This is a genomic window from Pontiella sulfatireligans (genome assembly GCF_900890705.1).
GTDB classification, from domain to species: Bacteria; Verrucomicrobiota; Kiritimatiellia; order Kiritimatiellales; family Pontiellaceae; genus Pontiella; species Pontiella sulfatireligans.
In genome coordinates this window covers 1,316,625-1,342,758 of sequence record NZ_CAAHFH010000002.1, presented here as the reverse complement: position 1 = coordinate 1,342,758, position 26,134 = coordinate 1,316,625, and the positions used below count along the sequence as shown (strand labels likewise).

Below are 26,134 nucleotides of genomic sequence, written 5' to 3'. Positions count from 1 at the left end.
CGGAAAATTCAATGATGAAGCATCAAACGCCCGCCATTACAGACAACGCTGCCAGCCCTTACATGAAGCTCAAGAGCATTGGCATGGGAGACTGCCGTTGGACGGAAGGCTTCTGGGCCGACAAGTTCAAGCAGTGCGAAGAAGTGATGGTTCCCTACATGGGCTCGCTGCTCAAGGGCGATGTTGGCCACGGGTTCAATAACTTCAAGATTGCCGCCGGCTTGATGGACGGTGAACATCAAGGTTTTGAGTGGCACGACGGCGACTTCTTTAAATGGATGGAAGCCTGCTCCCACGTTTATGCGGTCAACAAGGACCAGAAGATTCTGGACGAACTCGATGAAATTCTTGAAGTCGTTGCCCAAGCCCAGGAAGACGACGGCTATCTGCACACCCACATTCAGATTAACGGCATCGGTCATTTCTCGAACCGCAAATATCATGAAATGTATAATTGCGGTCACCTCTACACCTCAGCTTGCATTCACCATCGTGTAACCGGCAAGACCCACTTTCTGGACATTGCGATCAAGAATGCGGATCTGCTCTACGCGCTGTTCCAGCCGCAGCCGGCGTCGCTTGGGCGCTTTGGTTTCAATCAGTCACAGATTATGGGTCTGACCGAGCTGTACCGCACCACCAGGGATAAGCGCTATCTGGAGCTGGCTGAAATCTTCATCAACAACCGCGGCAAATACGAGGTGGTGGAAGATGCCAGCACCGAGGGTTACCCGATCGGCGACATGGTGCAGGAGCGCGTTCCGCTGCGCGAGGAAACCGACGCGGCCGGGCATGCAGTGCTGGCGCTCTATTATTATGCCGGTGCGGCCGATGTGGCGGCGGAAACGGGGGAGCAGGCGCTTTTGGATGCGCTGGATCGTCTGTGGGACAGCGTCGTAAACAAAAAAATGTATGTCACCGGCGCGGTTGGACAGGCCCATTATGGTGCGTCGCCCCGCAAGGACACCATCGAAGAAGGATTCATTGATGACTACATGATGCCCAATTCCACGGCCTATAACGAAACCTGCGCCAACATTGGCAACGCCATGTTCAATTACCGCATGCTTGGCATTAAGGGCGAGTCAAAATATGCCGACATCATGGAGCTGGTCTTGCACAACAGCGCGATGGTCGGCATCAGTGCCGATGGCAAAAACTATTTCTACGCGAACCCGCTGCGCTACATCAATGGACAGCGCGAATACGTTGCCGATCGTGACAACACCGAGTCGCCGGACCGCGAGCCCTACATCGAATGTTTCTGCTGCCCGCCGAACCTTGTTCGGACCATCGCCAAAGTATCCGGTTGGGTCTACAGCCTTTCAGCCAACGGCGTTGCGGTGAATCTGTACGGAAGCAACAAGCTGGAGACCCAGCTGCTCGACGGCTCGGCCCTCAAGCTCACCCAGCAGACTGATTACCCCTGGAACGGCGCGGTCAAGCTGACCGTTGACGAGTGCAAAGCGGAAGCCTTTGAGATTATGCTGCGCATTCCGGAATGGGCGGAAGGGGCGGCCCTGCAGGTGAACGGTGCGGATGCCGGCGTTGATGTCGCGCCCGGAACGTTTGCGAAAATCGAGCGCGAGTGGAGAGCCGGCGACGTGGTTGAACTGGATATGCCGATGGACGTTAATCTGGTGGAAGGCCACCCGCTCATTGAAGAGGTCCGCAACCAGGTGGCAATCAAACGCGGCCCGCTGGTCTACTGCGTGGAGTCTCCCGATTTGCCGGAAGGTGCCGGAATCCTGGATGTGTACTTCAGCGGCAATGCCGACCTGAGGGTGGAACATCGTCCGGACTTTTTGGGTGGCGTTTCAACCATCAACGGCAGCGTGTTGCTGCGTTCGGATGCGAAGAGCGGCATGTACCGCACGGTTAAAAAGCCGGAGTTTAAATTGTACGAAACCCAGTTTGTTCCCTATTACGTCTGGAGCAACCGGGGCACAGCAGAGATGACCGTGTTCATGCCTGTTGTTTGGGAAAACTAAACCGAGAGAAGCTTATGAAAAAATTAACATACCTTGTTGTTGTCCTCCTGCTTGCCTGCTCTTGCCAGTCGAAGCAAAAGCCGAATATTCTGTTTCTTGCCGTCGACGATCTGCGCCCGGAACTGGGCTGCTACGGGTCGCCGATTGCCGTTACGCCGAATATGGATAAACTGGCGGCGGACGGCCTGCTCTTTAACCGGGCCTTCTGCCAGGAAGCGATCTGCGGTCCGTCGCGCGCCAGCCTGATGGCGGGCGCCCGCCCGGACACCATCCGCGTGACGGAAAACTTTGCCAGCTTCCGTCCGCTCAATCCGGACATGGTCACCCTTTCGCAAAACTTTATCGCGAACGGGTACGAAGCCGTGTACTGCGGGAAGATTTTTCATAACAAGCCGGAGTCGGACCCCGAATTTTCATGGAGCCGCGATCCGGTCTCCAAGGCTTCGTTGAAGCTCAAGGTTCCGGCAACGGTGGGGGGCTTTGCGCTTCCTGAAAACCAGGCTATCCTGAAAGAGAATAAAGCATACATGTCGAAAAAGTATCCGGGCATGTCCCGTCTCGGGCTGGGTGGCAAAGGTCCGGCCTACGAGTGCGCCGATGTTCCGGATGCGACCTATGAAGACGGCCTCAACACCGAGCTCGCGATTGCCACGATGAAGGACATGCTCAAAAAGAACCCGGATAAGCCGTTCTTCCTTGGGCTGGGTTTGAAGAAACCGCATCTCGATTGGATTGCTCCCAAGCCTTATTGGGATTTGTATGACCCGGTGAAGATTCCGTTGGCCACGCAAACCGAAGGGCCGAAAGACGGCGCGGAGATGGGGTTGCATGCTTCCTTCGAGCTGCGCGTCCGGACCGGCATTCCAAAGAGCGGCGGCATTGATGACGAAATGGCCCGGACGTTGAAGCACGCCTATCTGGCCTGTGTCAGCTATGCCGATGCCAACCTTGGCAAGATGATCGACGCGCTCGACGAAGCGGGCATTCGCGACAACACCATCATCATTGTTTGGGGCGACCATGGCTGGCACCTCGGCGATATGGGTATTTGGGGCAAAGCGACCAACTATGAAGTTGGTACGCGGGTTCCCATGATGATCTGGACGCCGGACATGCCCAAAGGCAGCCGTGGCAAGACGACCGACGGACTGGTTGAGCTCATCGACATGTATCCGACGCTGTGCGACCTCGCCGGCATCCCGGTGCCGTCCCATGTGGAGGGAACCAGCTTTAAGCCGCTGCTGGCCAACCCGGACCGCGAGTGGAAAGCGGCGGCCTTCAGCCAGTTCCCGGATCCGGCCCTGCGCGAATGGGCGGCGAACCCGCTTTCGCCCGGTTTGCGCGAAACTTTTTTCGGCCCGCTGATCGAAGAAGTGGAAGCCCGCATCATTAAGCAGCAGGGCGCCAAATGGGACCGCGACCTCTTCGAGAACAACCTTATGGGCTATACCATGCGCACCGACCGCTATCGCTTGGTGGTTTGGAAAGATGTGGTGCATCCGGATGCCGAACCCGTTTTTGTGGAGTTGTACGACCACAAAGAGGACCCGCAGGAAACGGTCAATGTTGCGGCCAAGACGCCGGAGCTGGTGGCCAGCCTTCTCATCCAATTCAGCAAAGGATGGAAGGGCAACCTCCCCAAATAAGGTGGATAGGGATGTCTTTAGTTAAGTCTAGAGAGCTGTTTGTTGAATCTGCATTCCCCATTGCCGTGGATACGGTGGGGGACCGGACATTGATTCAGAAGGAGCTGCATCGCCACGAATATTTTGAAATGCTGTTCGTGGAGAAGGGCTCGTTGATCAACCGCTTCAAAGGAGATGAAATTCTGATGAAGCCCGGCGACGTGCTGATCATGAAGCCGTATGTGCTGCACTTGCTGGCCGACGCGGTTAAGAAGCAATCGCGCAAGGCCTATTGCTGCAGCTTTCTGCCGCAGGCGGTTGACTTCGAAATCCAGTCGCTGGAAAAGCTCAAAAACTCCAGTTCGCCGAATAAATATTTTTTCAAGCCCTTCATCTCGCTCGCGGAGGAAGGCGTATCCGCCGTCCAGCTTAAGTTTAAAGCGGATCAGCGCGCCGACTTGATCGCCTTGTTTCAACAGTTGCGCGAGACGGCACATGATTTAACCGACCGGGGCCAGGCCCTGACCCGCTACCATTTCCTGGACTTGCTGGCGTTTCTTGCCGAACAGTACGACCGCAACAAAGGGGTGGACCGGATGGTCCAGGTTGACTTGGCGGTGCCGGTCTCCCGCTATCTGTCCGGACTGCGCAGCACCTTGAACTATATTCACGACCACTTTGAAGAATCATTGAAGCTCGAAGACATGGCGGCCATGAGCGGCGCCTCGGAAACCTATTTTTGCCGGCTGTTCAAGCACGAAACCGGCATGACGTTCTTGAACTATCTGAACGGGCTGCGCATCGAGCGCGCTTGCGTGCTGCTTCGGGATACCACCGAAAACGCCTTGGATATCTGCTATCAGGTCGGCTTTAACGACTACACCCATTTTGGCCGCCAGTTCAAAAAACATATCGGCATGTCGCCGGCTGAATTCCGGAAAAAGAATCCGCAGCATGTCCGGCGCTTCCGGGATGCTTAGGCCGTGTTTTACGTGGTTTATGCAACGAAAGAACGAGGAAGTGCAATATCGGCATAGTTTATTACAAGATCAGCTATGTTTATGGGCTTTTGAATGTGGGATGTTGTTGTTTGAGTTATTACAGGAGATGAATAGATGAATGAGTTAATGCTACCGATCATGATTGTCGTGCTGGCCAGTGTTTTTCAGGGAACATTCGGTATTGGAATGAAGTATGTAAAGCCGCTGTCGTGGGAGGCCTGGTGGGTGGTTCAGTCGCTGGTCGCCATGCTGCTCTTCCCGCTGATCTGGGCGCTGATTGTTACTCCTGACCTGTTCACTGTTATATCCAAAGCATCAATGACTGAAGTTGCCGCTGGCGCGACCATGGGCTTCCTGTGGGGAATCGGCGGCATTATGTTCGGCATTTCGGTCGGCTACATCGGCATGTCGCTGACCTACGGAATTGTTATGGGCGGCTGCGGCATTGCTGCAACGATCATCGCACTCATTCAAGGCGCCGACACGATTGTTCCGGCCAGCATCCCTTTCACCATTCTTGGATTGGTGCTCTACGCTTTGGCGCTCGTGGTGGTTACGATCGCCGGCCTGAAGCGAGATAAAATTCTCGCGGAGGCCGGTCAGGAACTCCAGGGCATCGCTAAAGGCGCCGCACTCCGCAAAGGGTTGATTATCGCCGTGGTCTGCGGACTGCTCTCCTCGCTGCTCTTTATTGGGTTCAACAACACCGGAGGCATTGGCGAGATTGCTCAGGAACATGGCGCAAGCGTTCGCAACTCGGCTCTGGCCCGCTGGGTCGTTGTGCTGATGGGTGCATTGGTCATGAACCTCGGCTACGCCCTGATTCTGCTGGCGAAAAACAAGACGGTCATTGCCGAAAAAACCGGCGGAGTTGGCAAAGCGATCATGTGGGCGGTCATTACAGGTCTGTTGTGGTTTGCCGCGCTGGGCACCATGGGGCAGGGCAGCGCAATGATGGGCGACATCGGCGCCATTATTGCCACACCGATCTTCCTGGCCTTGTCGCTGATTGTCAGCAATGTCGCCGCCATGATTACCGGCGAATGGAAAGGCGCGGGCAAGGCGCTCAATCTAGTTTTTGTAGGCGTCGCCCTGATTGTATTGGCGGCTGGAGCCCTTTCTTATGCCGGCACGTTCAAGGCGGATGATTCCGTTGTGGTGGTCGTCGAGCTGCCGGATGCTCCGGCGCTGACTGAATAATATAACGAGACGTAGAATGATTGAATCAATTAGAACCTACCGCCTGCAGCACAAACTCGAAGAATCGTTCGGGTTTTCGCAATGGCACTACGATACCCGCAACGCATTGCTGGTGGAGATCATCGACGATTCCGGCGCCGTCGGCTGGGGCGAATGCTACGGCCCCGCCGAGGTGACGCAGTCGGGCATTTCCTCTTTTTATGCGCCGCTGCTCATTGGCTGGGATCCTCTGAAGAACGAGGCCGCTTGGCAGCATTGCTGGCGTGCGTCGCTCGATTTTGCCCGCAAGGGGGTCATGATGGGCGCGATGTCCGGCATCGATATGGCGCTGCTCGACCTCAAAGGCAAGCTGCTCAACGTCTCGGTTTCCGAACTGATGGGCGGTCGCGTTCGCGATCAGGTGCAGTGTTACGCCACCGGCATGTATTTCCGCAAGCAGTCGGAGGCGCAGCTGCTGGAAACAATTCTGAATGAAGCCGCCGGCTACGTCGAACGAGGCTACAAGGCGATGAAGATCAAGGTCGGCAAAAACATGGCCTTCGACAAGTTGCAGGTCAAAGCCATGCGCCAGACCTTCCCGGACATCCAACTGATGGCCGACTCCAACCACGCCTACGACTTGCCGGAAGCGATTGAAATGGGCCATGTGCTCTACGGCGAAAACTATGTCTGGTTCGAAGAGCCGCTCTCGCCGCAGCATAAAAACCTGTTCCGCCAACTGGCGGACAAGATTGACGTTCCGATTGCAACCGGCGAATGCGAGCAGACCCGCTGGGGCTTTCAGAATCTGCTGGAGAAGGGCGGGGTGTCTGTCGCTCAGCCGGATCTGGCCTATTGCGGCGGACCGACCGAAGCGCTGAAGATCCGCGCGGTGGCTTCCTCGCATGGGATCAATGTGGTTCCCCATTGCTGGGGTACGCAGCTGAACCTGGCGAGCGCCGTTCACTTCCTGGCCACCACCTATGTCGAGCCGGGCCGCGCCGAGGTGGCCGAGCCGTTGCTGGAAAGAGATCTCACCCCGAATCCAATGCGCGACGAAATGTACGCCGCTGTCGTGGAAATTAAGGACGGCATCGCACAGGTGCCGACCGCTCCCGGACTCGGTGTAGAGCCGGATCGTACTGTTGTCGAAAAATATTGTGCTCAGAAAACGGAGAAAAACTAATGTCTAAAAAAATGTATCCCATGCTGATCAACGGGAAATTCGTTGAGTCGAAAAAGTCAATTGATGTAATCAACCCTTCTACGGGCAATGTCCTTGGACTGGTTCCGGAAGCAGATAATGATGCCGTTCAGCAGTCGCTGAAGGCGGCCGAGCAGGGTTTCAAGGCTTGGTCGTCCACCACGCCGGCGGAACGCAAAAAAATCATTCTGCGCTACGCCGATCTGCTCGACGAAAACAGCGAACGCATCGTTGATCTGCTGATTGAAGAAACCGGCAAGCCGCGCGACAATGCGGAATATGATTTCGGCATGCTCACCACCTGCCTGCGTTTCTTTGTGGAAGAGTTTGAACGCCTCGATCAGCCCGTGCTGCACGATCCGGACGGCCGTTTTCTCCACTACATCCAGCGCCAGCCGTTGGGCGTTGCCGTCGGCATGCTGGCTTGGAACTTTCCGTTGCTGAACGTGGGCTACAAGATCGGGCCCGTGCTGGCTTCCGGCTGCAGCACCATCATCAAGCCGTCGCACTACACGCCGCTCGCATCGCTGGAAACCGCTTATCTGGCCAAAGAAGCTGGTGTTCCGGATGGCGTCATCAACATGATTACCAGCAGCGAACATGACGTTACAAAAGCGTTGCTGCAAAGCGATGTCCCTTCGATGGTCACCATGATCGGCTCCACCCGCGGCGGCCTCGAAGTGATGAATTCCTCCTGCACCAGCGTTAAACATTTCTCGGTTGAGCTCGGAGGCAATGCGCCGGTGGTGGTTTATCCCGACGCCGACGTCTGCGATGCGGCCAACAAGGTGGTTGACCTCAAGTTTGCCAACTGCGGACAGGTCTGTGTTTCCCCCAACCGCTGCTTCGTGCATGAGTCGGTCTACGACGAATTCGTGGCGGCCGCCAAGGCGCGTGCGGCCGATGTCCAGATGGGCCCGATGATCTCCGACAAAGCGCGCCAGTATGTGCTCGGTCTGGTGGAATCCGCCGTGGCCGACGGCTCGGAAATCGTCTGTGGCGGCAAAGCCGTCGAAGGCGCAGGCTACTTCATGGAGCCGACCATCCTCAAGGATGTCGACGCCCGCATGAAGGTGTCCTACGAAGAAATTTTCGGCCCCGTGCTGCCGATCATTAAATACACCGATGCCGACGATGAAATCGCCTTGGCCAACGACACGCAGTATGGCTTGGCGGCCTATGTCTTCACCACCAATCTGGCGAAGGGCCTGCGCGCTGCGCGCGACATCAAGGCCGGCAGCGTCTGCGTGAACGAGCCGCACTATTCCGTGCAGCTCCCGCACGGCGGCCTTAAGCAGAGCGGCGTGGGCAAGGACTGCTCGCGCTACAGCCTGCAGGAATACCTCACGCTTAAGCGCGTGTCGGTGCTGATCGAAAACTAACAAACGGAACGATCTAAATGACGACAGCATTTCCTCAAGAAATTATCCAACGGATGGAAAAGTCCGGCGTAGTGGCTGGGTTCTCCATCGAAAAGGTCGAACACGCGGTGCCGCTGGCGAAAGCCCTGCTGGCCGGAGGCATCAACGTGATTGAACTTACCTTTCGCACGCCGGCGGCGCTGGATGCGCTCAAGGCCATCAGTTCGGAAGTGCCTGAGGTGCTGGCGGGGGTCGGTACCATCCTGACGCCGGAGCAGGTGCAGCAGGTAAAGGAGGCCGGCGCTGATTTTGCGGTGTCGCCCGGAATGAATCCGCGCGTCATTAAAGCCGCGGTTGAGCTGGGCGTTCCTTTTGCGCCGGGCATCAGCACGCCTTCCGATTTGGAAGCGGCGATTGAACTCGGTTGCCGGTTCGTGAAGTTTTTCCCGGCGGAAGCGGCCGGGGGCGTTCCGTACCTGCGCAGCATGAGCGCGCCCTACAAGCATCTGGGCATTCAGTATTTCCCGCTGGGCGGACTGAACGCCGAGAACATGGTGGACTACCTCAAGGAACCGAATGTTCCGACCATTGGAGGCTCCTGGATTGTGAAGCAGGATCTCGTCAATGCTGGAGACTGGGACGGCATCACCGCCCGTGCCGCCGAGGTATGCCGAATTCGTGATGCATCATAAATCTAAACACTAAGACACGAAGGACACTAAAGATCGCCTTCGTGTTCCTAGTGCCTTAAGCGAGCCCGCGAGCGGGTGTTTAAAATAGTAGGAGATAGAATGAAGACAGTAGTGACTTTTGGAGAAATCATGGGGCGGATGGCCGCTCCGGAAAATCTGCGCCTGCGCCAGACGCGTGCGTTTGAAGTCACCTATGCCGGGGCGGAAGCCAGCGTGGCGGCATCCATCTGCAACTTTGGCGGAACGGCCCGTTATGTAACGGCGTTGCCGAAGCATGCCCTGGCCGAAGCCACGATGGATTCGGTTCGCGCGGTGGGCATCGACACGCAGTTTGTGCTGCGAACCGACGAAGGCCGTCTGGGCCTCTACTTTCTGGAAACCGGAGCCAACCAGCGTCCGAGCAACGTGATCTACGACCGGGCCGATTCGGCCATCGCAATCACCCCCGCCGACCAGTATGACTGGGATTCCATCTTTGACGGAGCGCAGTGGCTGCACCTGAGCGGCATTACTCCTGCACTGTCGGAGAGCGCTGCCGAAGCGACGCTCGTCGCGGCGCAGAAAGCGAAGGCCGCTGGATGCCAGGTTTCGATTGATTTAAACTTCCGCGGCAAACTCTGGAAGTGGGATGCCTCCAAAAGCTCCCGCGAGCTGGCGCAGGAAACGATGCGCACCATTCTGCCGTTCATCGATGTTGTGATTGCCAACGAAGAAGACTGCCACGACGTGCTCGGCATTCGGGCCGGCGACACGGACGTCCATTCCGGCGCGCTCGACACATCCCGCTATCCCGGCGTGGCCCGTCAGGTGGTGCAGCAGTTTCCGAACATCAGCAAGGTGGCGATTACGCTGCGCGAAAGCCTTTCGGCGACGCACAACAACTGGGGCGCAATGCTGTTTGATGCGTCGTCGGATCAGCCGGCCTTCGCGCCGCTCGATGCGGATGGAAACTATCAGTCGTACGAAATCAAAAACATTGTCGACCGCGTGGGCGGGGGCGATTCGTTCGCGGGCGGCCTGATCTTTGCGCTGACGACGCCGGAGCTGAGCGAACCGCAGACGGCCGTGAAGTATGCCGTGGCTGCTTCCTGCTTGAAGCATTCCATCAAAGGCGACTTTAACTTTTCGACCCGCGGTGAAGTGGAAGCCCTCATGGGCGGATCTGCATCCGGCCGTGTTGTGCGGTAGCCGGGGCAATTGAAATAGACAACCCCGGAGCCGCGCTTCGGGGTTTTTGGTTAGTTGAACGTGAGCAGAAGGAGCAATCGAATGAAAACACTTAAACGGATTTTGATCGTATCGGGCGTTATGCTTGCGGGGCTGGCACAGGCGCAGCAGCAGGGAATCATTAACAACTCGAAGAGCGGATATGCGGCGCTGAAGAGCATCAACATCGGCGACTGCCGCTGGACGGACGGCCTGCTGGGCGATAAGTACCGCCAGTGCGAAGAAGTGATGATGCCGCACATGGGAACGCTGCTGAAGGGCGACGTCGGCCACGCCTACAACAACTTTAAAAAAGCCGCCGGCATGATGGAGGGCCCCGCTTTGGGCATGTGGTGGCATGACGGCGATTTCTACAAATGGATGGAGTCGGCGGTTTACGTTTATGCCAACAACAAGGATCCGGAAATCCTTGCGGATCTCGATGGGATCATCGAAGTGATTGCGGCGGCGCAGGACGACGACGGCTATCTTTCGACCACGACGCAGACCCGCAAGGGGCGCGGCCGCTGGACCGATGTGACGAGCCACGAGCTTTACAACAACGGGCATCTGATGACCGCGGCTTGCATTCACAACCGTCTGACCGGCAAAACCAACTTTCTGGATATTGCAGTCAAGAACGCCGACTACCTGTGCACCGTGTTCATGCCGAAGACGAAGGATCCGGCTTTGCTGCACTTTGCTTTCAATCCCTCGCAGATCATGGGGTTGGTGGAGCTGTACCGCACCACCGGAAACAAAAAATATCTCGACCTTGCAGGCATCTTCATCGATATGCGGGGCACTGCCCCCTCTACTGGATGGGGCCCGCTGAAAGAGCAGAAGTCGGTGCCGTATTTCTTTCTCGGTTCCCAGAATCAGATGCAGACGCCGTTCCGCGAAGAAACCAAAGCGGTCGGCCATGCGGTGCTCGGAATGTATCTCTATGCCGGCGCCGCTGATGTCTATATGGAAACCGGCGAGGCCGCGCTGCTGGCGCCGCTGGAAAGCATCTGGGAGGATGTCAACCGACAGAAAATGTATGTGACCGGCGCGCTCGGGCAGACCCACCACGGCGCGCACGGCCAGTTTGACATGGTCCATGAAGCCTTTCTTGAAGACTATCTGATGCACAATGCAACGGCCTACAACGAAACCTGCGCCAACATTGCCAATGCGATGTTTAACTGGCGCATGCTTTCGATCAAGGGCGAGTCGAAGTATGCGGACATCATGGAGCTGGTGCTTTACAACTCCGCGCTCGTGGGCATGAGCGAAGACGGAAAGCACTATTTCTACGCCAACCCGCTGCGCAAGATCGATGGTCACCTCGACTATTCCGATACCGAGTCGGCGCACCGCGAGCCCTACATCGATTGTTTCTGCTGCCCGCCGAATCTTGTCCGCACCATTGCCAAGCTGTCCGGCTGGGCCTACAGCCTTTCCGAAAACGGCGTTGCGGTAAACCTCTACGGCGGCAACAAGCTGAACACCAAGCTGCAGGACGGCTCGGCGGTGAAGCTCGAGCAGGAGACGCAGTATCCGTGGGATGGAAGCGTGAAAATCACGATGGAAGCCTGCAAGGCTGAGCCGTTCGAGCTGGCGCTCCGCATTCCGGGATGGGCTGAAGGCAGCACGCTCAAGGTTAACGGAGAGGCGGTTGAGGCTGTTCCCGGAACCTTCGCTAAAATCAACCGCGCATGGAAGGCCGGCGACGTCGTTGCCCTCGATATGCCGATGGAGATCAAGCTTGTCGAAGGCAATCCCGTGATTGAAGAAATCCGCAACCAAGCCGCCATCAAGCGCGGGCCGGTGGTGTATTGCATGGAGACGCCCGACCTGCCGGAAGGCACCGGCATTCTGGATGTCTACCTGCCGCTTAAATCAAAACTCAAAGCCAAGTACCGGCCGGGCTTTCTCGGAGGCCTGACCACCATCACCGGGAAAGTGGCGCTGCGTCAGGACGAAAAGGAAGGCATGTACCGGACGCTGGACAAGCCGAAGTTTGAGCCGTTTAAAGCCCAGTTTGTTCCTTACTATTCCTGGAGCAACCGCGGGGATGCAGAAATGACCGTCTTTATGCCGCTGATCTGGGACTAAGAAAATCCGGGGCCGATGCGTATGTGTTGAGGAGTTAACGTGAGAAAAACAGTCTGGCTTGCGATGGTGCTGACCGTGCTCGGATGGAGCGCGGCGGTCGGCCGGCCCTATTACCTGAGCAGCTCCGAAGGCGATGACCTGAATCCGGGGACCCTCCAGTCGCCTTGGAAAACGCTAGAGAAAATCAGCGGCGTGTCGCTTCGGCCCGGCGATGCGGTCTTCTTCAAAAAGGGCGACCGCTTTGACGGGCATTTTGTGGTCAACGGCTCAGGATCCAAAGGGCAGCCGATTGTGATCACCTCGTATGGAGAAGGCGCCAAGCCGGTGCTGACCGGCGAAGCGGGTGCAGAGCAGGGAGGCGACTATCGGGAAGCGGTTTACGTCAACAACCACGACAACCTGGTTTTCGACGGGCTCGAAGTGAACAACGAGCGTCAATCCACCCGCACCGGCGTCAGGGATGTGGATGCCTACGGGCTTCATGTTCACAACTCCGGAACGCAGGTGCTGAAAAACTTTATCCTGCGGAACATGACATTCCAAAACGTCTATGCGGTTAAGCCGATGAACAACCCGGAGGATTTCGATGGGCTGGAGGTGGCCGGCGTCCGTTTTTTTAGTGCCCGAAACCAGCGCGCGGGCAATGAAAAAAATATTCAGAACATTTTGGTGGAGGATTGCTTCTTTACCGATATTCAGCGACTCGGTGTTCACATTAAACACGGCGGAGCGAAAGAGGGCGTCGGCAACGATGCCATCAACCGCAATGCCAACATTATCGTCCGGAACAACCGGTTCGATCACCTCGGCGGCACCAGCGTGCTGCCGCTGCGGACCTACAACTGTCTGATAGAGAAAAATATATTTGATCATCCCGGCGCGTCAACCGATCCCCGGATGCCCGGTCGCGGCAGCTCGGTTTGGACGTGGCGCTGCATCAATACGGTGATTCAGCATAACCAATGTCTGAGCACCCGCGGCTATCTGGATTCGCACGGAATCCACATCGACCATGAAAATGTGAACACCTTTGTTCAGTACAACTACATGGAAGACTGCGAAGGCGGATTTGTGGAGATTTTGGGCGGCAATGTGAATGCGGTGTACCGCTACAACGTAAGCGTCAACGACGGCTGGCGTAAGAATCTGAAGTGGAAGAACAGCAACCACACGATCTGGATCAATCAAGTGGCGGCGGGGAAAAAGATTCACCTTTGCGAGAACAGCTACATCTACAACAACACCGTGGTTATGGACAAAGGCTATTCGACTGCGATTGAGATTAACGCGAAGAACACGTTCATTTTTAACAATATATTTTACAGCGGGAACGGAAGCGCCATGGGCCGGCAGCATGTGGTGATGAAATCCAACGGCACGCTGCTCTATATGCGCAACAACCTGTTCCATGGGGACGTGGACCGCCGTTTTTTGGAACTGGACGAAAGCCCCGTGAAGGGGAATCCCGGATTCTTGGGGAAGGGTGCCGGTGCGGATCGCTACCAAATCGGTGCGGACAGTCCAGCCCTAGGCCAAGGCGTGGCCAAGCTGGGCCCTCCCGTGCCAGGGGCGGGAAAGGGCGTGTTTAAAAATGTTGCTGCGTATCCCGCCGTTGATTTCTTCGGGAACCCTTTGGGCAGGCCCCCTTGCATCGGCGCGTTTAGTTTTAAAAAATAAAGATCTACCATAGAAAGGAAATTAGAAATGAAACGATCTATACTATTCATGTTGGCGTTGGTTTGCGCAATATCCACCCAAGTTGTGGCGGCAGGAACGCCTCCCGTTGAGCTCTCCTCGAAGCCAAATATTGTCCTGCTGTTTTCCGATGATGCGGGCTATGGGGATTTTGGGTTTCACGGCAGCGTTCATTTTAAGACGCCGCATCTGGACCAGCTCGCAGCATCCGGAGTTAAGCTGTCGCAGTTTTATGTGACCGGCGCCACGTGCGGCCCGTCGCGGGCAGGGTTGCTGTCGGGAAGATACCAGCAGCGTTTGGGATTTGAAGAAATCAATGTGCCCGGCATCATGAGCGAAAACAGCAAACTGCTGGGCGACGAAATGGGGCTGCCGACCGATTTTTCAACCATGGGGAACTATCTGCAGGAACTGGGCTACCGCACCGCGGTTTTCGGAAAGTGGCATATGGGGGTCGCCGACCGCTATCATCCGCTCAAGCGTGGCTTTGACGAGTTCTATGGTTTCCGCGGCGGCGCTCGGAGCTTCTTTGCCTATTCCAATCCCAAAAAGGCCAAGCATGAAAATCTGATCGAACGGAACTTTGGAAACTATAAGGAGCATGAGGGCTATTTGACCGATGCGCTGGCCAACGAAACCTGTGCATTTATCGAGCGCAGCAAGGACGTTCCGTTTTTCACCTATGTCTCCTTCAATGCCGTCCATACGCCCATGGAGCCGGACCCCAAAGACAAGGGCGAGTTCCCTCAGCTGGAAGGCAAGCGCCGTCAGGTGGCGCAGATGACGCTTTCGATGGATCGGGCCTGCGGACAGATCATCAACAAACTCAAAGAGCTCGGGTTGTATGAAAACACCATCATTGTTTTCTCCAACGACAACGGAGGACCAATGGATAAAAACGGATCGAGCAACTATCCATTCGCCGGCGTCAAGGGGACGCAGCTTGAAGGCGGCATCCGGGTTCCGGGCCTCATCTCTTGGACGGGGCGGCTGCCGGCGGGAGCTGTTTATGACAAGCCGATGACGACGCTGGACCTGATCCCTACATTCGTTAAAGCGGGCGGCGGGAATTCCGACGTCCTTGAGGGGCTCGACGGGGTGGACATGGTTCCGTATCTGACGGGTGCCAACAAGGGGCGGCCGCATCAGACTCTGCACTGGAAAATGGAAACCCGCGGAACGATCATCGATGGCGACTGGAAGCTGCTGCGCTTTCCCGATCGTCCGGCCGAGCTGTTTAATCTGGCTGAAGACCCCGGCGAACAGAATAACCTGGCCACCGAAAAACCAGAGCTGGTGAAGGCGCTGTTTAAAAAGCAGTTTGCCTGGGAGCTCGAACTGCAGCGTCCGTTGTTCATGCTGCGCCGGCAAGAAGAAGGCTGGTCGGCCCGGCGTGCGGACGAGTTCCGCGTGCCGCCGTCCGCTTCGTATTAGAACTGCTCGACTCCATTCCGTTGATTGTTGTTCAGGCTCCTCCGCCAAGACGCCGCCGCGTGCGGTCATATTTCTTCGTTGGTATCGAACTGGATGGCGCGCTTTAAAACCCCGGTCCCGGCAAAAAATGTGCAATATCCGCCGTGCTTTTTGGGAGATCGTCTGTGTTGTTTTGGGGCGATAGGTGGGATATTAGCAGTCGAATTTAGACCAAGGTTCGAGCAATGCACCTAAAGAAAAGGAGAAACGATGAAAAAACTAATATTAGCAAGTGTCGCACTGTCTTGCGTCATGGTGGCGTCGGGAACTATTGTTTACTCGAATAACTTTGATAGCGCTACCGTTGGCGACTCCCTCAACGACATGGGTTGGACAGGAAATGGCAGTTCAGCTGCTTATGTAACCAACTCAACCGAATTTGGCTCTGGCAACAAGCTTGTTACGCTCGTCAATGACGACGGTGGCGCCTTCAGATACAACGATTTAGACATTTCATCTGCAGGAGCCGACTTTGTTCGACTCTCCTTTGACATGTTCTTTCCCTCAGACTACACGTCGGATGCGTATGTTCGGGTTAGCGCGAAAGGTGATGTTGCAGACGCAAATAACGGAAACGTTAATTGGCTCGATATGGGCTATGGATCCCGGGATGTATCGATTGGTTCCGACATTGCCGTGAATACGGCGTATCACTTTGATGTCATCATGAATATATCCGGCAGTTCGGTAACCTGGAATGGAGACGATGTCGCTGACGAGCAGTACGATATCTGGATGAACGGTTCTATCCTTCATGACGATTTGGCTCTGGATAGGGGCGATGCTGATGTTGCAACGCAGTTTAACTCTATCGGATTCTGGGTAGCCAGGGGGGAAGACGCTGTCCATGCTGATGTTTTAGTGGATAACATTGTCGTTGAATCCATCCCGGAACCGGCTACGCTTGGGATAATTATGTCATCTGCCGTTGGCATCCTGTTCATCCGTCGCCGATTCATGATGTAACCCTCTTGGGTTGAGGGTGATAACCGTCTCGTTTGCTCGGGGCGGTTTTTTTTGCTTAATGGCCGTGCATATTCGGAAATTTTAAGGGAATAGGAGGGCTTCAATTAATCCTGTGGACGCTAGCGGTGCCCATGGACGCCGGGGACGGCATCCCTTCTGTGCCTTTTATGAAAATGCTCTAAAATAAAAGAGCCATTGTCAGCCGGTGTCTATAGCGCCCAGGCCAGCAGCAAAGGAATGGTGACGACCGCCGCCAGGTGCGTCACGAGCAGGGTGGAGGCAATAAAGTCCGAGTCGCCGCCAAAGCGCTCGCTGAAAATCAAGCTCGTAACGGCCGCCGGCATCACGGCAATCACGGCGAGGATGCCGAAGGCGGTTTCGCTCATTGGGATCAGCTTAAGCAGCAGGATGAAGCACACGGGCGTAACCACCAGCCGCAGCGTCGAGAGAATCCATACCTGCTTATCGAAGACCGCGCGCACATCCAGCGCTGCGATGCGGCTGCCCGAAACAATCATCGACACCGCCACCGTCGCCTTGCCCACGGTTTCTGCACCGAAATAGGAGAGGGCCAGCACGCGCCGCATCATATCGGCAAAAAATCCGGAGGCGGGCAGCTCCGGCTGCAGGAGGTCGCGCACGCAGACCCAGCCCATCGAAAAAAGAAGCGCCATCAGCGGCGGGCCGAACATCATCCGGATTCCCTCCGAAAGTTTGCTCGAACGGTTGAACAGGAAAACGCCCACCGTCCAGACAATCAGCTCAAACCCCATCGATGCAAACACCAGCAGGGCCACGCCCTCTTCGCCCCAAAGCAGCAGCACCAACGGCAGAGGCAGGAAAAGGTAGTTGTTGATCGTGTTTTGGAAAAGGAAGGCGCTGGCGCGCTGCTGGTCCACGCCCTTCATGCAGCGCAGGGCGGCCAGTCCGAGGAGCAGGCCCGTTCCCGCAATCGCCATCGCCAGAACCGGCATAATCCAGTTTGCCGCCAGCTCGCCCGCGTTCAGCCGGGTCACCGACGAAAAAATCAGGCAGGGATAAATGATGGAAATCAGCACCTTCACCATTTCGCTGGTGCCCGTCTCGCTCACCACGCCGCGTTTGCGGGCCACGTAGCCAACCGTCATCAGCACCAGAATAAATAAAACCTGCAAAACGTAGTTCATCGAATCCTTTCCTAAGAGTGGAACAATGGAATAGCGGATGGGCCAAAATATGGAAGTTTCAACTCCAACTTTTAACGCCGTCCGCCTCCCGTATTCCCTTCTCTGGCCCCCTTGTTTACAACGGGCGCAACTTTTTCAGTTTTACCGCTTGCACGGCCCGCGGGGCATCGGTATCTTCCCAACCTCTTTTCAAAACCTGCTCGGGTGGTGAAATTGGTAGACACGCAAGGTTGAGGGCCTTGTGGGCGTTATAGCCCGTGTGGGTTCGAATCCCACCCCGAGCACCATTCTCTTTCTGTGCCAGTTCGTGCCAGACCGCGACTAAACTTCTTGCTATCAGCTGGTTTAGTAAACTGAATAATCTTACCTTCTTTGCCAGTCTGTGCCACGCAGTGACCCTCAGAGCCAGATTTTTGAGGCGCTATTTGAGGTGTTTCGATTGAAGGCAACAGGTCAATCGCTGCAGAAGTCGGAAGCTTTGAAACATCCGTGTAGACGTTCATCGTCAATTTAATATCGCTGTGTCGCATTAGCGACTTTGTAACTTGTGGAGAATTGCCTACGAGCGCGTTCCATGTGGCAAAGGTATGTCGGAGTGAATGAAAGTCCGCCCGGCCTCCCTGAGCATCAATGTATTCGATATTGGCCTCTGCCAAATCCTTCTTGAATTGCTCGATGGTTGGAACATCAAAAACGAGTTGATCTATCTTTGGTTCTATCGGTCTTATGAAGCGGAGCGATTCAATCACTTCATGATGAAGCTTAATCATGGCCTGCTTACCGTTTTTGGTGGTAGAGGCGCGAGCGACGAGATATGGAGTTTCTTCTTCCAGATGAATATCACCCCATTGCAACGCTTCCAGTTCACCACGCCTTAGTCCTGTATAGATTGCCGTCACATACGCGAATCTTCTATCTCCAGACACGTTGAGGAGTTCAGCTATATCGGCATAGGTAAATGCTCTATGATGAAATTTATGACGGCCACGAACCGGAACTTTCTTCACACGTTCAATTGGATTCGCTTCTAGCAATCCATTTTCCTTGAGCCATACTAGGAAGCTGTTCAATGCGGATTGATAATCGTTCAGGGTCTTGGGCGTTTTCTTTTGTCCGGCTCTCCATTCCATAAAAGATGAGGAATCTATATCGGAAAGTTTGCTCCAGCAGCATTCACGAATTAGCAACTTAATCCGGTCATGACATACCTGGGTATGTTTGGAACTTGAGCAGGTAGTTTCTAGGTCGGATATGTATGCCCTTAAATGTTTTTCGATAGTGGCCTGAGCAGCCCTCTTAATTTTTGAAGGTGTAGCTAACCCTTCGGCTTCACGTTCCATTTGTAGGTAAAGGTCATTCAGGCGCTTTAGAGCGACTTCCTTGTTTCGGGTCTTTAGCGACCTGTACGTGATTCGGTCAGTCGATTGGATGCGTATCCTTGCTTCATAGATGCCACTCGACTTTCTGTTCAGGTTTTTCACGCCATCACCTTGTTCTTGAATGTATTCCGTTCGATATAGGCTTGGATTTCCGCAAGAGGAATTCGGGTGGACCGATTTATTTTAACAACTGGAAGTTCGCCGCATGCAATAAGGCGGTCAACTGTTCGTTTTGATACGCCAAGAATATCGGCAGCATCGAGCAATGGTAGAAGTTTTAAATTATTCAGCATGTTCAACCTCGTTCTCTGAAGCTTCAGAATTATGGTTTAGTCGTACAAATCCTTCTTCATCGTAGTCTTCTTCATTGATAATCTGTCCAAATCTTTTGCATTCAGCTCGGAACTCTTCGGGAAGATTGAACCAGCAATTTTCGAGAATGTAGCCTGCAGTATCACCTTCGTAATAAAGCGTCCATCCTGCTTTGTCATTAGGTTCAGGTTGTTGTCTAAATTTAGTCTGAATCACATAGTCAAGAGCATCCGCATCAAAGAGTATAGTTTCTATGCTTATTTCTCCTTGATCAGCCAAAAAACGGGCTGGCGGAACAATCTCTTCCAGTACTTTAATGAAATATGATTCACTGTCCTTTAGTGCCTTGGAAATACTCACATGGCTAATTTTGACATTCTTATTTTCCTCCAACCATCGGCTAATAGCCCGGAGGCTCATACGCCTTGAAGCAACGTAGATATAGGGGAATAACTCGTCCATAATTCCCCGAGCAGTTGATACCTCTTTCGATTGTTCAACCAATTCTTTTCCCATATCCGTAAATTCATTATCCATAATTACCTCCTGATGCATGTATGTATATATAGCCATGTAGAGTCCATAGCAACCAAAAAATTCCAAAATTAACACGCAGTCAAAAGGAAGCATACTAATTAAGGGAAATTGCTAAAATATTAGCATTTATGCTTATTGAGAATCGATCTTAGCTTGTCAGCAAGCGTATTATCAAAATCTACTCTAACCATTTCCTTGTGTAAGAATGGATATCTACGCTCAATTGTGGTTCCTCCCTTTTTAAGGTACTGGATAATTACACTTAAGCGCTCAGATTTTAGAATGGATCCGTTTAGACCAAGTATTCGAATTGTATCTTGCACTTGGCTTTCTATGAGAGTGCTCAGGCAATCGGCCGGCTTGATTGCGTTGCGCCTAAAATCCATTTCAAACCAATTGTTATTAATATGAAAGGGATCTAGCACATCTGTAGAAATGTCTTTGCTATTGTTGATGCTACCGCGGCAAAGGCGATAATTAGACCACTTATACGCGGCATTCTTATCCACTGTTTTAGGGATAAAATGGTCTATCGAACTTGCCTCGTTTCCTGTGTTTTTTGACGCTCTTGGCATCCAAGTTGCGCAAAAATTGCAGATACCCCTGTAACATGAATATAAGTCACTGTGAACATAGCTCCAATAGGCAGGGAAATCACTAGATTTTGGATTGGGATTGTTCTTTAAGAAATTCGCGCCAGGTTTCCCCACTTTATCCTGAAAACCGGGAGGTTCAGGATGCATTGTGCATTTTAACATATCCTAATCCTCTAAATAATCATCTGAGAAAAATAACCACTCAGGCCAAAATGGGTCATCATCGGCAAGCCATGTTTGCAAGTTATCATGTACTTTTTGAATTAATAATTTTTCTTCAGTTCCTGAATCGATCAATCGCCTGGCATCCGCAATAATTTTTTCCCCGCCGTTCGAGCGTGGCTCGCCTAAATCAAATAAAGTCGATGTCAAGTATCGACCTATTGGCCCTCTGTTGATGAATTCAATCATTTCAAGACTTATCCCAGAAGTGGTCAATTTGAAATTAAAAACGCCATCCTTTGAAGGTGTGTAAAGATTTTCCAGTGAGGCAACGACAAAAGGCGAATGTGTCGCGACGAGTAGTTGAACATCGAGCTCAGTATGTAGTTTGTTGATTGCCTTCAAAATTGAAGGTAGAATTGTTCTTTGCCATTTAGGATGAAGATGTGCATCTATTTCATCTATCAATATCACCATTTGAGATTCTAGCTGTAAGCCTCTCGTTTTGGCCCGTACTTTATGCTCTTCCCAGAACCATATCATCGCATATGCCAATGACAAAATACGCTTCACCCCTGCTGAGGCTTTTGTTATCGGCACCTCCCCATATGTATGACTTAATGTTGGGATTTCGCGTGGATCATCGTTTAAACGAATGGGATTTCTTATTTCAAAACCGCCAAGATCTGGGGGAGACAAAGCGATAAGCACATCTTTAAGTGTCATGAATGGACTACTATCCACAGTGTGTTGCCATTTAACCCAGTCACGAATCAGTCCCTCGCATACGCGCGGTTTTCCATCCCATAGTTCCGGGAAACTAAGCTCTAGAAAGCTATTATTGTAATGTTTGCTCTCAGATAAACCAACGGGATCCCAAAAAACACAATCCCCATTGGATTGAACATAGAGAACCAAGCCAGGAAGCGTTGCTCTTTTTTTTGAGCTTTGCCAGTCACCTATCTTATAGTTGTATTTACTTACATGCGGAAACCTTGGATTTTCCCCGGCCATCGCATGTTTAATTTCTGTTTTCTTGGGATTTAAACCTGAAGGGTATATAGGCGCCGATCTAGGCCATTCTTGTGTCATTGCCCAAAAAGCTATGTCAAATAGGAAGGTTTTTCCTAGACCATTATCTCCTGTGATAACATTAATTCTTTCTTTTGGAGCTAATTGAAAAGAATCTGCAGGCCCTAGGTTCGTTGTCTCAAGATATGAGAGAATCCCCCCTTTTTCTTGCTTAACGTCTGGTGGCCTGGGGTATCGCTCCAGCACTTCATTCCACTTAACAGGAACTGGTTGAAAGGTGTTGGAGTCATTGTTCAGTTCAGGGAGTACGCTTGTGTCAAAGAGAGTTGATAGTTCTTCCTGAGTGAGATGATAATCCTCTATAAATCTTTTAATTATGTCCTGTATACTCCAGCTCTCATCCCATGGAACATTCCGACAAATCCAAATCACGATATATGCTAATGGCATTTTCCCACGTGGATGCAACTTTTCGCTCAGCAACGAAATATAATCTTCATCCCATCCCCACAGGTCGGTATTGACGGTATGTAAAAACACTTCTTTGAATGAGCGTGTATTAATGCTTTGCAGGCCTGTTTCTGGATACTTTGGCGTTAGCCAAAACTCAGGTGAATTAAACTTGAAAACTCTTAGATAATACTCGGAGTCAGGATGTATTCGATAATGTTCATCCATGAATTCGCGATTCAGTGTATCGAGTTTTAATTTAGTTTGATCCCCTACTGGCAATTCATGCGCTTTAGCTACGAGAAATGTTATCCCAAAAAAAGTTTTATATGGCACCAGTTCTTTGAGTGCGACATCAATTATTTGCTTGCTAAAGTACTTCATGGGTCGCCCTTATTTTTTTATTCACATGGGCACAAAATTCTTTGTTCAGCTCCACGCCTATAGCTGACCGGCCACTTTTAAGAGCTGCCAACGCAGTAGTTCCTGACCCGAGGAACGGATCCAGCACTATCCCTTTTTCCGGACAGCCGATCGAAAGACAACGACGAACCAATTCCTCAGGATAAGGAGCAGTGTCTAATCCCTTGTCGCCCTTTTCGGGAGGAATTGTCCATACATCTTCGTCAAAGTTTTGATCTACCAGAGGGGTTTTGTCGAAAAAATAGTATCTGTCTTTTGCAAACATAAACACAAATTCATAACTTCGCCGTGGTCGGTCGCGTACGAATTCAGGCAAACATTTATCTCTATGCCATACGATAGGGCTTCTTAATATCCACTCATGTTCGCACATCGCAATTGCTACGCGCCATGGAATTCCAATCGCGGACTTTTTTTGTAGACCAATGCCAAGACCGCCACTTTTATCTACCGCTCGAAGGCCAAATCGTCTTTTCTTGCTTTTCTTGTCTTTACCCTGTGATTGCCCTCTACCAGAATAATATGTATCACCAATATTCAGAAACAGAGTGCCGTCTTTTCTCAGAACTCGGTAGATTTCGGTCATAACCTTGACTAAACTAGATACATACTCATCAACAGTTTCTTCCAAGCCAATCTGACCTTCTACATCATAATCACGAAGCCAATAATAAGGTGGCGAGGTAACAACGCAATTAATTGACTCGTCTGGTACATCTTTAAGTCTAGTTGCGGCGTCTCCGTTCAGAACGCACCAATATTGCCCACCTTCGAGCTGGCCTGAATAGTCCTTGCTCTTTTTAACGCCAATGGAATCGTAAATCTGACTTACCTCTGAAGACATAATGCTATCTATCCCTAAAATTATTTATTTTTCTACCGTTATGGACTCCCAATATATGTTGTCGGCTCGAATTCGTGAAGCACAATGGAGGATTACTTCCGAGGTACTTATTCTTTTTTTGCGTAGGCACAGTTCTCCCTACAAGGTGTCGCCCTGTCGGGCGAAATGGCGCTGGCGCGGTCATTTTCGCTCCGCCAATGGCGAAACTTTCACTCGTCGGAAATATCCGCCCCGAGTGCTCAAAGGCTGTCTCTCTTAAACGTCTCTTTGTTCCCTATCGTGCATTCTTTTGAGCTTCCCATTGGATTGGGAGGCCAGGTAAGCGCTCACTACACGGGTTACAGATTCGGAGAGCGTCAGCTCGTCGGCTTCCCAGTTAAATTTCGCTGTCTCGTATATGTCTTTCGAGAGGCGCGATTCATCAACCCCAAGGCATTTTAAAATGTACGCTCCTCCATTGAGCCGAGAATCGTACAAACTGAATTGAGAGATACGATCCTTTGGATCAGATTCTTTGAGCCCCATACGTGCCCATTTTGCGTACATAGCATGACATGTGCGATTAACCACATCCCATGATCCACCTGCGCGCCGAATCTTTGTAGCTCCCGAAACAGCAGCCTTTGGTAAGCCACCGATTAAGCAATGAAAATGAGGACGTCCGGTCAATTCGCCATGCTCGAAACGAAGTGCCCAGAGAAGTTCAGGAAAGTACACGTGTTGCCACTTTGCGAGGGTTCTAACCTCTGCATACCACATTTTTAGACGGTGATGGTGGGGCATGCGCTCCTTCTTAAAGGTAAGCGTGCCGAATATTTGCCACTCGATCTTGTCCATTATGTGTACTTCTGGAGTTTCCATTTTACTATGCCTCGTTGTCCGAGTTCCGGTCAGACCATTGTAAACACCGGAGGGCAGTTAAAGACGGCCCCCGCGTCTGGTAACAACTTACGCGGCTTTTGGAGCCGTAAGAATTTCTCCCCGCGTACGAATCCGACCACCGAAGCCGGCCTCAATATGAGTAAGACCGATTTCAACAATTTTACCTATGAGTTTTTCCGGATCGCCACAGGTGTCTTGATCCAGGTCGGAATAAGAATAATCAAATGTATTGATCAATCTCTTTTGCGTGTCCATATCCAGGCAGGCCAGTTGATGGCGCAGCACGCCCTTTTTAGTATCGAACTTTTCATGCCCTAGGATTTGCACTTTTACTTTCATCTTGGGTACCTCATCTTCATAAAGTCCGGTATTTCAAATTGAATATCTCCATCCCGGACTTCTTCCGATAGAGATTCCATTTCGGAAACCTTTTTCCGATGGTGTGAAATATATTCCGGTAGATCATCAAACAGCCGTAGTTGCAGAATGCCGGAGTCTTGAGGTTGATCCGCCGCGATCGAGGAAGGCTTTGAACCATGAGGGAGCAGGCGTTGCTTGATTGCTCGTTCACCGGTAGTTCCGCCCTGCGGTCGGTAGTTTTTCGCTTCGGGCGGCAAAGAAACAGGGGAGCTACGCTCCAGCAAGGATCCGCTCTTTGTTACGGACGTTTCGCTACTTTGGCTGTGTTCTGGAAAAAGGGGCGACACATCATTTTCTTCGCCGCTCCGAAGGCGCTCTGGGTGCTCTCCAGCATTGCCATATCCTCCCTCGGACATATTCCGTGATGTGCCGCCTAAAATGGTTTCGCCGGAGTGCTTCATTGTTTAGCCTCCATTTCAGAGACAACACAAATAACCATCCTGCTTTTTCTCTCGTTAGGGGAAGGGAAGCCACCATCCGCGTTCAAGCGCATTGATCCGAAGACGTTCACAATGCGCTTCAACGCTTTTACGATGATGGAGTGGATGTCGCCGAACGCACTCATTCCGAAACCTCCTTACCTGATGCAGTCCGCACAAGTGCCAGGACGGCCTCACGCAGAGGTTTGGAAAGAGTGTTCCAGCTGTTTATTACTGTCAGGAGCTGACTGTCGACGCCTGCCGTTTGAGGTGCTATTTGAGGTGGTGAACCATCATCCCCAATGTTTGCAGGGGTGTCAGGCAGGTTCGAATCCCACCCCGAGCACCATTTTTTAACCGCAGATCAATTGATCCTGCGGTTTTTTTGTGCCCGGACGGGATGTGCCCCTGAAGTCCCGTTTTTGACGGAGAGCCTAATTCAGTCGATATTGCTTTTACCCCAATGCGTGCTATATTTCCCTCGAATTCAAAAAGGTATTTATTATGACCGCAATTGCAGAAAAGGTTATGGAAAGTGCATTGGTTTTATCCCCAGTGGATCGGGCGGAGCTTATTGAACGCCTTTTTCTTAGCTTTGATGGAGCCACGGAACGCCCGATTGATGAGGCGTGGAAAAAGGAAGTGGATTCCCGTCTGGAAGCTTATGATGCGGGAAAAATTCAGGCGTCTCCGGCTAGCGAAGTTTTTGATCGGATCGCCAAAGGATGAAACTGCTTGTTCTTTCCTCTGCCGAGCGTGAACTAGTCGATGCCGTGGACTACTACAACGCACAATGCCTTGGCCTTGGCTATGAATTCGCCGCCGAAGTTCAGCGTGGCTTTAAACGCATTCAAGAGCATCCTTCCGCATGGCCTGTTTTTTCCTCTCGTTCCCGTCGCTATCTGACGGATCGTTTTCCGTATGGCATTCTATATGAAGCCCGGCGTGATTGCATTGTGGTCGGTGGCATTATGCACTTGCGGCAAGATCCGCAACCGTGGCAAGACCGTTAGGCGACT

General features: G+C 52.6%; 25 protein-coding genes and 1 tRNA gene. 15 read left to right on the top strand and 11 right to left on the bottom strand.

Translation table 11 applies throughout. From position 1 onward, the window contains the following. Nucleotides 1-11 precede the first annotated feature (11 nt). The 12 genes from SCARR_RS18685 to SCARR_RS18630 all read left to right on the top strand — a co-directional run bounded on the left by SCARR_RS18685 (nucleotide 12) and on the right by SCARR_RS18630 (nucleotide 16,493). Nucleotides 12-1,991, top strand: coding sequence for a glycoside hydrolase family 127 protein (locus SCARR_RS18685; protein ID WP_136063173.1), 1,980 nt, complete (start codon nucleotides 12-14; stop codon nucleotides 1,989-1,991). A gap of 14 nt (nucleotides 1,992-2,005) precedes the next feature. Beyond that, nucleotides 2,006-3,637 (top strand): sulfatase, encoded by a 1,632-nt coding sequence (locus SCARR_RS18680; RefSeq protein WP_136063172.1) that lies wholly within the window; start codon nucleotides 2,006-2,008, stop codon nucleotides 3,635-3,637. A gap of 11 nt (nucleotides 3,638-3,648) precedes the next feature. After that, nucleotides 3,649-4,596: an AraC family transcriptional regulator gene (locus SCARR_RS18675; protein ID WP_168433432.1), complete on the top strand. Its 948-nt coding sequence runs from the start codon at nucleotides 3,649-3,651 to the stop codon at nucleotides 4,594-4,596. A 135-nt stretch (nucleotides 4,597-4,731) separates the two neighbouring features. Then, nucleotides 4,732-5,817 carry an L-rhamnose/proton symporter RhaT gene (locus SCARR_RS18670; RefSeq protein ID WP_136063170.1) on the top strand — a complete coding sequence of 362 codons (1,086 nt, stop codon included), beginning with the start codon at nucleotides 4,732-4,734 and terminating at the stop codon, nucleotides 5,815-5,817. Nucleotides 5,818-5,833: 16 nt separating this feature from the next. Then, nucleotides 5,834-6,982 carry a mandelate racemase/muconate lactonizing enzyme family protein gene (locus SCARR_RS18665; RefSeq protein WP_136063169.1) on the top strand — a complete coding sequence of 383 codons (1,149 nt, stop codon included), beginning with the start codon at nucleotides 5,834-5,836 and terminating at the stop codon, nucleotides 6,980-6,982. Next, nucleotides 6,982-8,382, top strand: a complete 1,401-nt coding sequence (locus SCARR_RS18660; RefSeq protein ID WP_136063168.1) for an aldehyde dehydrogenase family protein — start codon at nucleotides 6,982-6,984, stop codon at nucleotides 8,380-8,382. The genes SCARR_RS18665 and SCARR_RS18660 overlap by 1 nt, the downstream gene beginning before the upstream one ends. Nucleotides 8,383-8,399: 17 nt before the next feature. Beyond that, on the top strand, nucleotides 8,400-9,053 hold the full coding sequence (gene eda, locus SCARR_RS18655; protein ID WP_136063167.1) for a bifunctional 4-hydroxy-2-oxoglutarate aldolase/2-dehydro-3-deoxy-phosphogluconate aldolase: 654 nt from the start codon (nucleotides 8,400-8,402) through the stop codon (nucleotides 9,051-9,053). Between the two features lie 99 nt (nucleotides 9,054-9,152). After that, the gene (locus SCARR_RS18650; protein ID WP_136063166.1) at nucleotides 9,153-10,241 is read left to right on the top strand and encodes a sugar kinase; all 1,089 of its coding nucleotides are present in this window, start codon (nucleotides 9,153-9,155) and stop codon (nucleotides 10,239-10,241) included. An 81-nt stretch (nucleotides 10,242-10,322) separates the two neighbouring features. Then, a complete protein-coding gene (locus tag SCARR_RS18645) occupies nucleotides 10,323-12,359 on the top strand; it encodes a glycoside hydrolase family 127 protein (RefSeq protein WP_136063165.1) in 2,037 nt (678 codons plus the stop codon). Between the two features lie 39 nt (nucleotides 12,360-12,398). Continuing rightward, nucleotides 12,399-14,036, top strand: coding sequence for a right-handed parallel beta-helix repeat-containing protein (locus SCARR_RS18640; protein WP_136063164.1), 1,638 nt, complete (start codon nucleotides 12,399-12,401; stop codon nucleotides 14,034-14,036). A gap of 27 nt (nucleotides 14,037-14,063) precedes the next feature. Continuing rightward, nucleotides 14,064-15,488, top strand: a complete 1,425-nt coding sequence (locus SCARR_RS18635) for a sulfatase-like hydrolase/transferase (RefSeq protein WP_136063163.1) — start codon at nucleotides 14,064-14,066, stop codon at nucleotides 15,486-15,488. Between the two features lie 249 nt (nucleotides 15,489-15,737). Then, a complete protein-coding gene (locus SCARR_RS18630; RefSeq protein ID WP_136063162.1) occupies nucleotides 15,738-16,493 on the top strand; it encodes a PEP-CTERM sorting domain-containing protein in 756 nt (251 codons plus the stop codon). A 209-nt stretch (nucleotides 16,494-16,702) separates the two neighbouring features. Here SCARR_RS18630 and SCARR_RS18625 read toward each other — a convergent pair whose 3' ends face one another. Further along, a complete protein-coding gene (locus tag SCARR_RS18625; RefSeq protein ID WP_136063161.1) occupies nucleotides 16,703-17,659 on the bottom strand; it encodes an AEC family transporter in 957 nt (318 codons plus the stop codon). 198 nt (nucleotides 17,660-17,857) lie between these two features. On the opposite strand from SCARR_RS18625, the gene SCARR_RS18620 reads away from it, so the two are divergent. Then, nucleotides 17,858-17,946 (top strand) — tRNA-Leu (locus SCARR_RS18620). On the opposite strand, the gene SCARR_RS18615 is transcribed toward SCARR_RS18620, so the two are convergent. From SCARR_RS18615 to SCARR_RS28305, 10 genes are all read right to left on the bottom strand, one after another. Beyond that, nucleotides 17,908-19,140, bottom strand: a complete 1,233-nt coding sequence (locus tag SCARR_RS18615) for a tyrosine-type recombinase/integrase (RefSeq protein ID WP_136063160.1) — start codon at nucleotides 19,138-19,140, stop codon at nucleotides 17,908-17,910. The genes SCARR_RS18620 and SCARR_RS18615 overlap by 39 nt on opposite strands. Next, a complete protein-coding gene (locus SCARR_RS18610; protein WP_136063159.1) occupies nucleotides 19,137-19,331 on the bottom strand; it encodes a helix-turn-helix domain-containing protein in 195 nt (64 codons plus the stop codon). The genes SCARR_RS18615 and SCARR_RS18610 overlap by 4 nt, the downstream gene beginning before the upstream one ends. Beyond that, nucleotides 19,321-19,887, bottom strand: a complete 567-nt coding sequence (locus SCARR_RS18605) for a hypothetical protein (RefSeq protein WP_136063158.1) — start codon at nucleotides 19,885-19,887, stop codon at nucleotides 19,321-19,323. Before SCARR_RS18605 ends, SCARR_RS18610 begins: the two co-directional genes overlap by 11 nt. Nucleotides 19,888-20,006: 119 nt before the next feature. Further along, nucleotides 20,007-20,645 (bottom strand): hypothetical protein, encoded by a 639-nt coding sequence (locus SCARR_RS18600; protein ID WP_136063157.1) that lies wholly within the window; start codon nucleotides 20,643-20,645, stop codon nucleotides 20,007-20,009. Nucleotides 20,646-20,648: 3 nt separating this feature from the next. After that, nucleotides 20,649-22,511 carry an AAA family ATPase gene (locus SCARR_RS18595; RefSeq protein WP_136063156.1) on the bottom strand — a complete coding sequence of 621 codons (1,863 nt, stop codon included), beginning with the start codon at nucleotides 22,509-22,511 and terminating at the stop codon, nucleotides 20,649-20,651. After that, on the bottom strand, nucleotides 22,498-23,394 hold the full coding sequence (locus SCARR_RS18590) for a DNA-methyltransferase (protein ID WP_136063155.1): 897 nt from the start codon (nucleotides 23,392-23,394) through the stop codon (nucleotides 22,498-22,500). The genes SCARR_RS18595 and SCARR_RS18590 overlap by 14 nt, the downstream gene beginning before the upstream one ends. 255 nt (nucleotides 23,395-23,649) lie before the next feature. Continuing rightward, nucleotides 23,650-24,231 (bottom strand): hypothetical protein, encoded by a 582-nt coding sequence (locus tag SCARR_RS18585; protein WP_136063154.1) that lies wholly within the window; start codon nucleotides 24,229-24,231, stop codon nucleotides 23,650-23,652. A 111-nt stretch (nucleotides 24,232-24,342) separates the two neighbouring features. Next, the gene (locus SCARR_RS18580; protein WP_136063153.1) at nucleotides 24,343-24,615 is read right to left on the bottom strand and encodes a hypothetical protein; all 273 of its coding nucleotides are present in this window, start codon (nucleotides 24,613-24,615) and stop codon (nucleotides 24,343-24,345) included. Beyond that, nucleotides 24,612-25,097, bottom strand: a complete 486-nt coding sequence (locus tag SCARR_RS18575) for a hypothetical protein (RefSeq protein ID WP_136063152.1) — start codon at nucleotides 25,095-25,097, stop codon at nucleotides 24,612-24,614. Before SCARR_RS18575 ends, SCARR_RS18580 begins: the two co-directional genes overlap by 4 nt. Further along, a complete protein-coding gene (locus tag SCARR_RS28305; RefSeq protein WP_168433431.1) occupies nucleotides 25,094-25,261 on the bottom strand; it encodes a hypothetical protein in 168 nt (55 codons plus the stop codon). Before SCARR_RS28305 ends, SCARR_RS18575 begins: the two co-directional genes overlap by 4 nt. A 358-nt stretch (nucleotides 25,262-25,619) precedes the next feature. On the opposite strand from SCARR_RS28305, the gene SCARR_RS18570 reads away from it, so the two are divergent. After that, nucleotides 25,620-25,844, top strand: a complete 225-nt coding sequence (locus SCARR_RS18570) for an addiction module protein (RefSeq protein ID WP_136063151.1) — start codon at nucleotides 25,620-25,622, stop codon at nucleotides 25,842-25,844. Next, nucleotides 25,841-26,128, top strand: coding sequence for a type II toxin-antitoxin system RelE/ParE family toxin (locus tag SCARR_RS18565; RefSeq protein ID WP_136063150.1), 288 nt, complete (start codon nucleotides 25,841-25,843; stop codon nucleotides 26,126-26,128). The genes SCARR_RS18570 and SCARR_RS18565 overlap by 4 nt, the downstream gene beginning before the upstream one ends. Nucleotides 26,129-26,134: the final 6 nt, after the last annotated feature.

What these genes read in the sequence shown, in the direction of transcription:
- SCARR_RS18685 (WP_136063173.1), top strand. Translation starts at nt 12, where the DNA reads ATGATGAAGCATCAAACGCCCGCCATTACAGACAACGCTGCCAGCCCT.
- SCARR_RS18680 (WP_136063172.1), top strand. Translation starts at nt 2,006, where the DNA reads ATGAAAAAATTAACATACCTTGTTGTTGTCCTCCTGCTTGCCTGCTCT.
- SCARR_RS18675 (WP_168433432.1), top strand. Translation starts at nt 3,649, where the DNA reads ATGTCTTTAGTTAAGTCTAGAGAGCTGTTTGTTGAATCTGCATTCCCC.
- SCARR_RS18670 (WP_136063170.1), top strand. Translation starts at nt 4,732, where the DNA reads ATGAATGAGTTAATGCTACCGATCATGATTGTCGTGCTGGCCAGTGTT.
- SCARR_RS18665 (WP_136063169.1), top strand. Translation starts at nt 5,834, where the DNA reads ATGATTGAATCAATTAGAACCTACCGCCTGCAGCACAAACTCGAAGAA.
- SCARR_RS18660 (WP_136063168.1), top strand. Translation starts at nt 6,982, where the DNA reads ATGTCTAAAAAAATGTATCCCATGCTGATCAACGGGAAATTCGTTGAG.
- eda (WP_136063167.1), top strand. Translation starts at nt 8,400, where the DNA reads ATGACGACAGCATTTCCTCAAGAAATTATCCAACGGATGGAAAAGTCC.
- SCARR_RS18650 (WP_136063166.1), top strand. Translation starts at nt 9,153, where the DNA reads ATGAAGACAGTAGTGACTTTTGGAGAAATCATGGGGCGGATGGCCGCT.
- SCARR_RS18645 (WP_136063165.1), top strand. Translation starts at nt 10,323, where the DNA reads ATGAAAACACTTAAACGGATTTTGATCGTATCGGGCGTTATGCTTGCG.
- SCARR_RS18635 (WP_136063163.1), top strand. Translation starts at nt 14,064, where the DNA reads ATGAAACGATCTATACTATTCATGTTGGCGTTGGTTTGCGCAATATCC.
- SCARR_RS18630 (WP_136063162.1), top strand. Translation starts at nt 15,738, where the DNA reads ATGAAAAAACTAATATTAGCAAGTGTCGCACTGTCTTGCGTCATGGTG.
- SCARR_RS18625 (WP_136063161.1), bottom strand. Translation starts at nt 17,659, where the DNA reads ATGAACTACGTTTTGCAGGTTTTATTTATTCTGGTGCTGATGACGGTT.
- SCARR_RS18610 (WP_136063159.1), bottom strand. Translation starts at nt 19,331, where the DNA reads ATGCTGAATAATTTAAAACTTCTACCATTGCTCGATGCTGCCGATATT.
- SCARR_RS18605 (WP_136063158.1), bottom strand. Translation starts at nt 19,887, where the DNA reads ATGGATAATGAATTTACGGATATGGGAAAAGAATTGGTTGAACAATCG.
- SCARR_RS18600 (WP_136063157.1), bottom strand. Translation starts at nt 20,645, where the DNA reads ATGTTAAAATGCACAATGCATCCTGAACCTCCCGGTTTTCAGGATAAA.
- SCARR_RS18595 (WP_136063156.1), bottom strand. Translation starts at nt 22,511, where the DNA reads ATGAAGTACTTTAGCAAGCAAATAATTGATGTCGCACTCAAAGAACTG.
- SCARR_RS18590 (WP_136063155.1), bottom strand. Translation starts at nt 23,394, where the DNA reads ATGTCTTCAGAGGTAAGTCAGATTTACGATTCCATTGGCGTTAAAAAG.
- SCARR_RS18585 (WP_136063154.1), bottom strand. Translation starts at nt 24,231, where the DNA reads ATGGACAAGATCGAGTGGCAAATATTCGGCACGCTTACCTTTAAGAAG.
- SCARR_RS18580 (WP_136063153.1), bottom strand. Translation starts at nt 24,615, where the DNA reads ATGAAAGTAAAAGTGCAAATCCTAGGGCATGAAAAGTTCGATACTAAA.
- SCARR_RS18575 (WP_136063152.1), bottom strand. Translation starts at nt 25,097, where the DNA reads ATGAAGCACTCCGGCGAAACCATTTTAGGCGGCACATCACGGAATATG.
- SCARR_RS28305 (WP_168433431.1), bottom strand. Translation starts at nt 25,261, where the DNA reads ATGAGTGCGTTCGGCGACATCCACTCCATCATCGTAAAAGCGTTGAAG.
- SCARR_RS18570 (WP_136063151.1), top strand. Translation starts at nt 25,620, where the DNA reads ATGACCGCAATTGCAGAAAAGGTTATGGAAAGTGCATTGGTTTTATCC.
- SCARR_RS18565 (WP_136063150.1), top strand. Translation starts at nt 25,841, where the DNA reads ATGAAACTGCTTGTTCTTTCCTCTGCCGAGCGTGAACTAGTCGATGCC.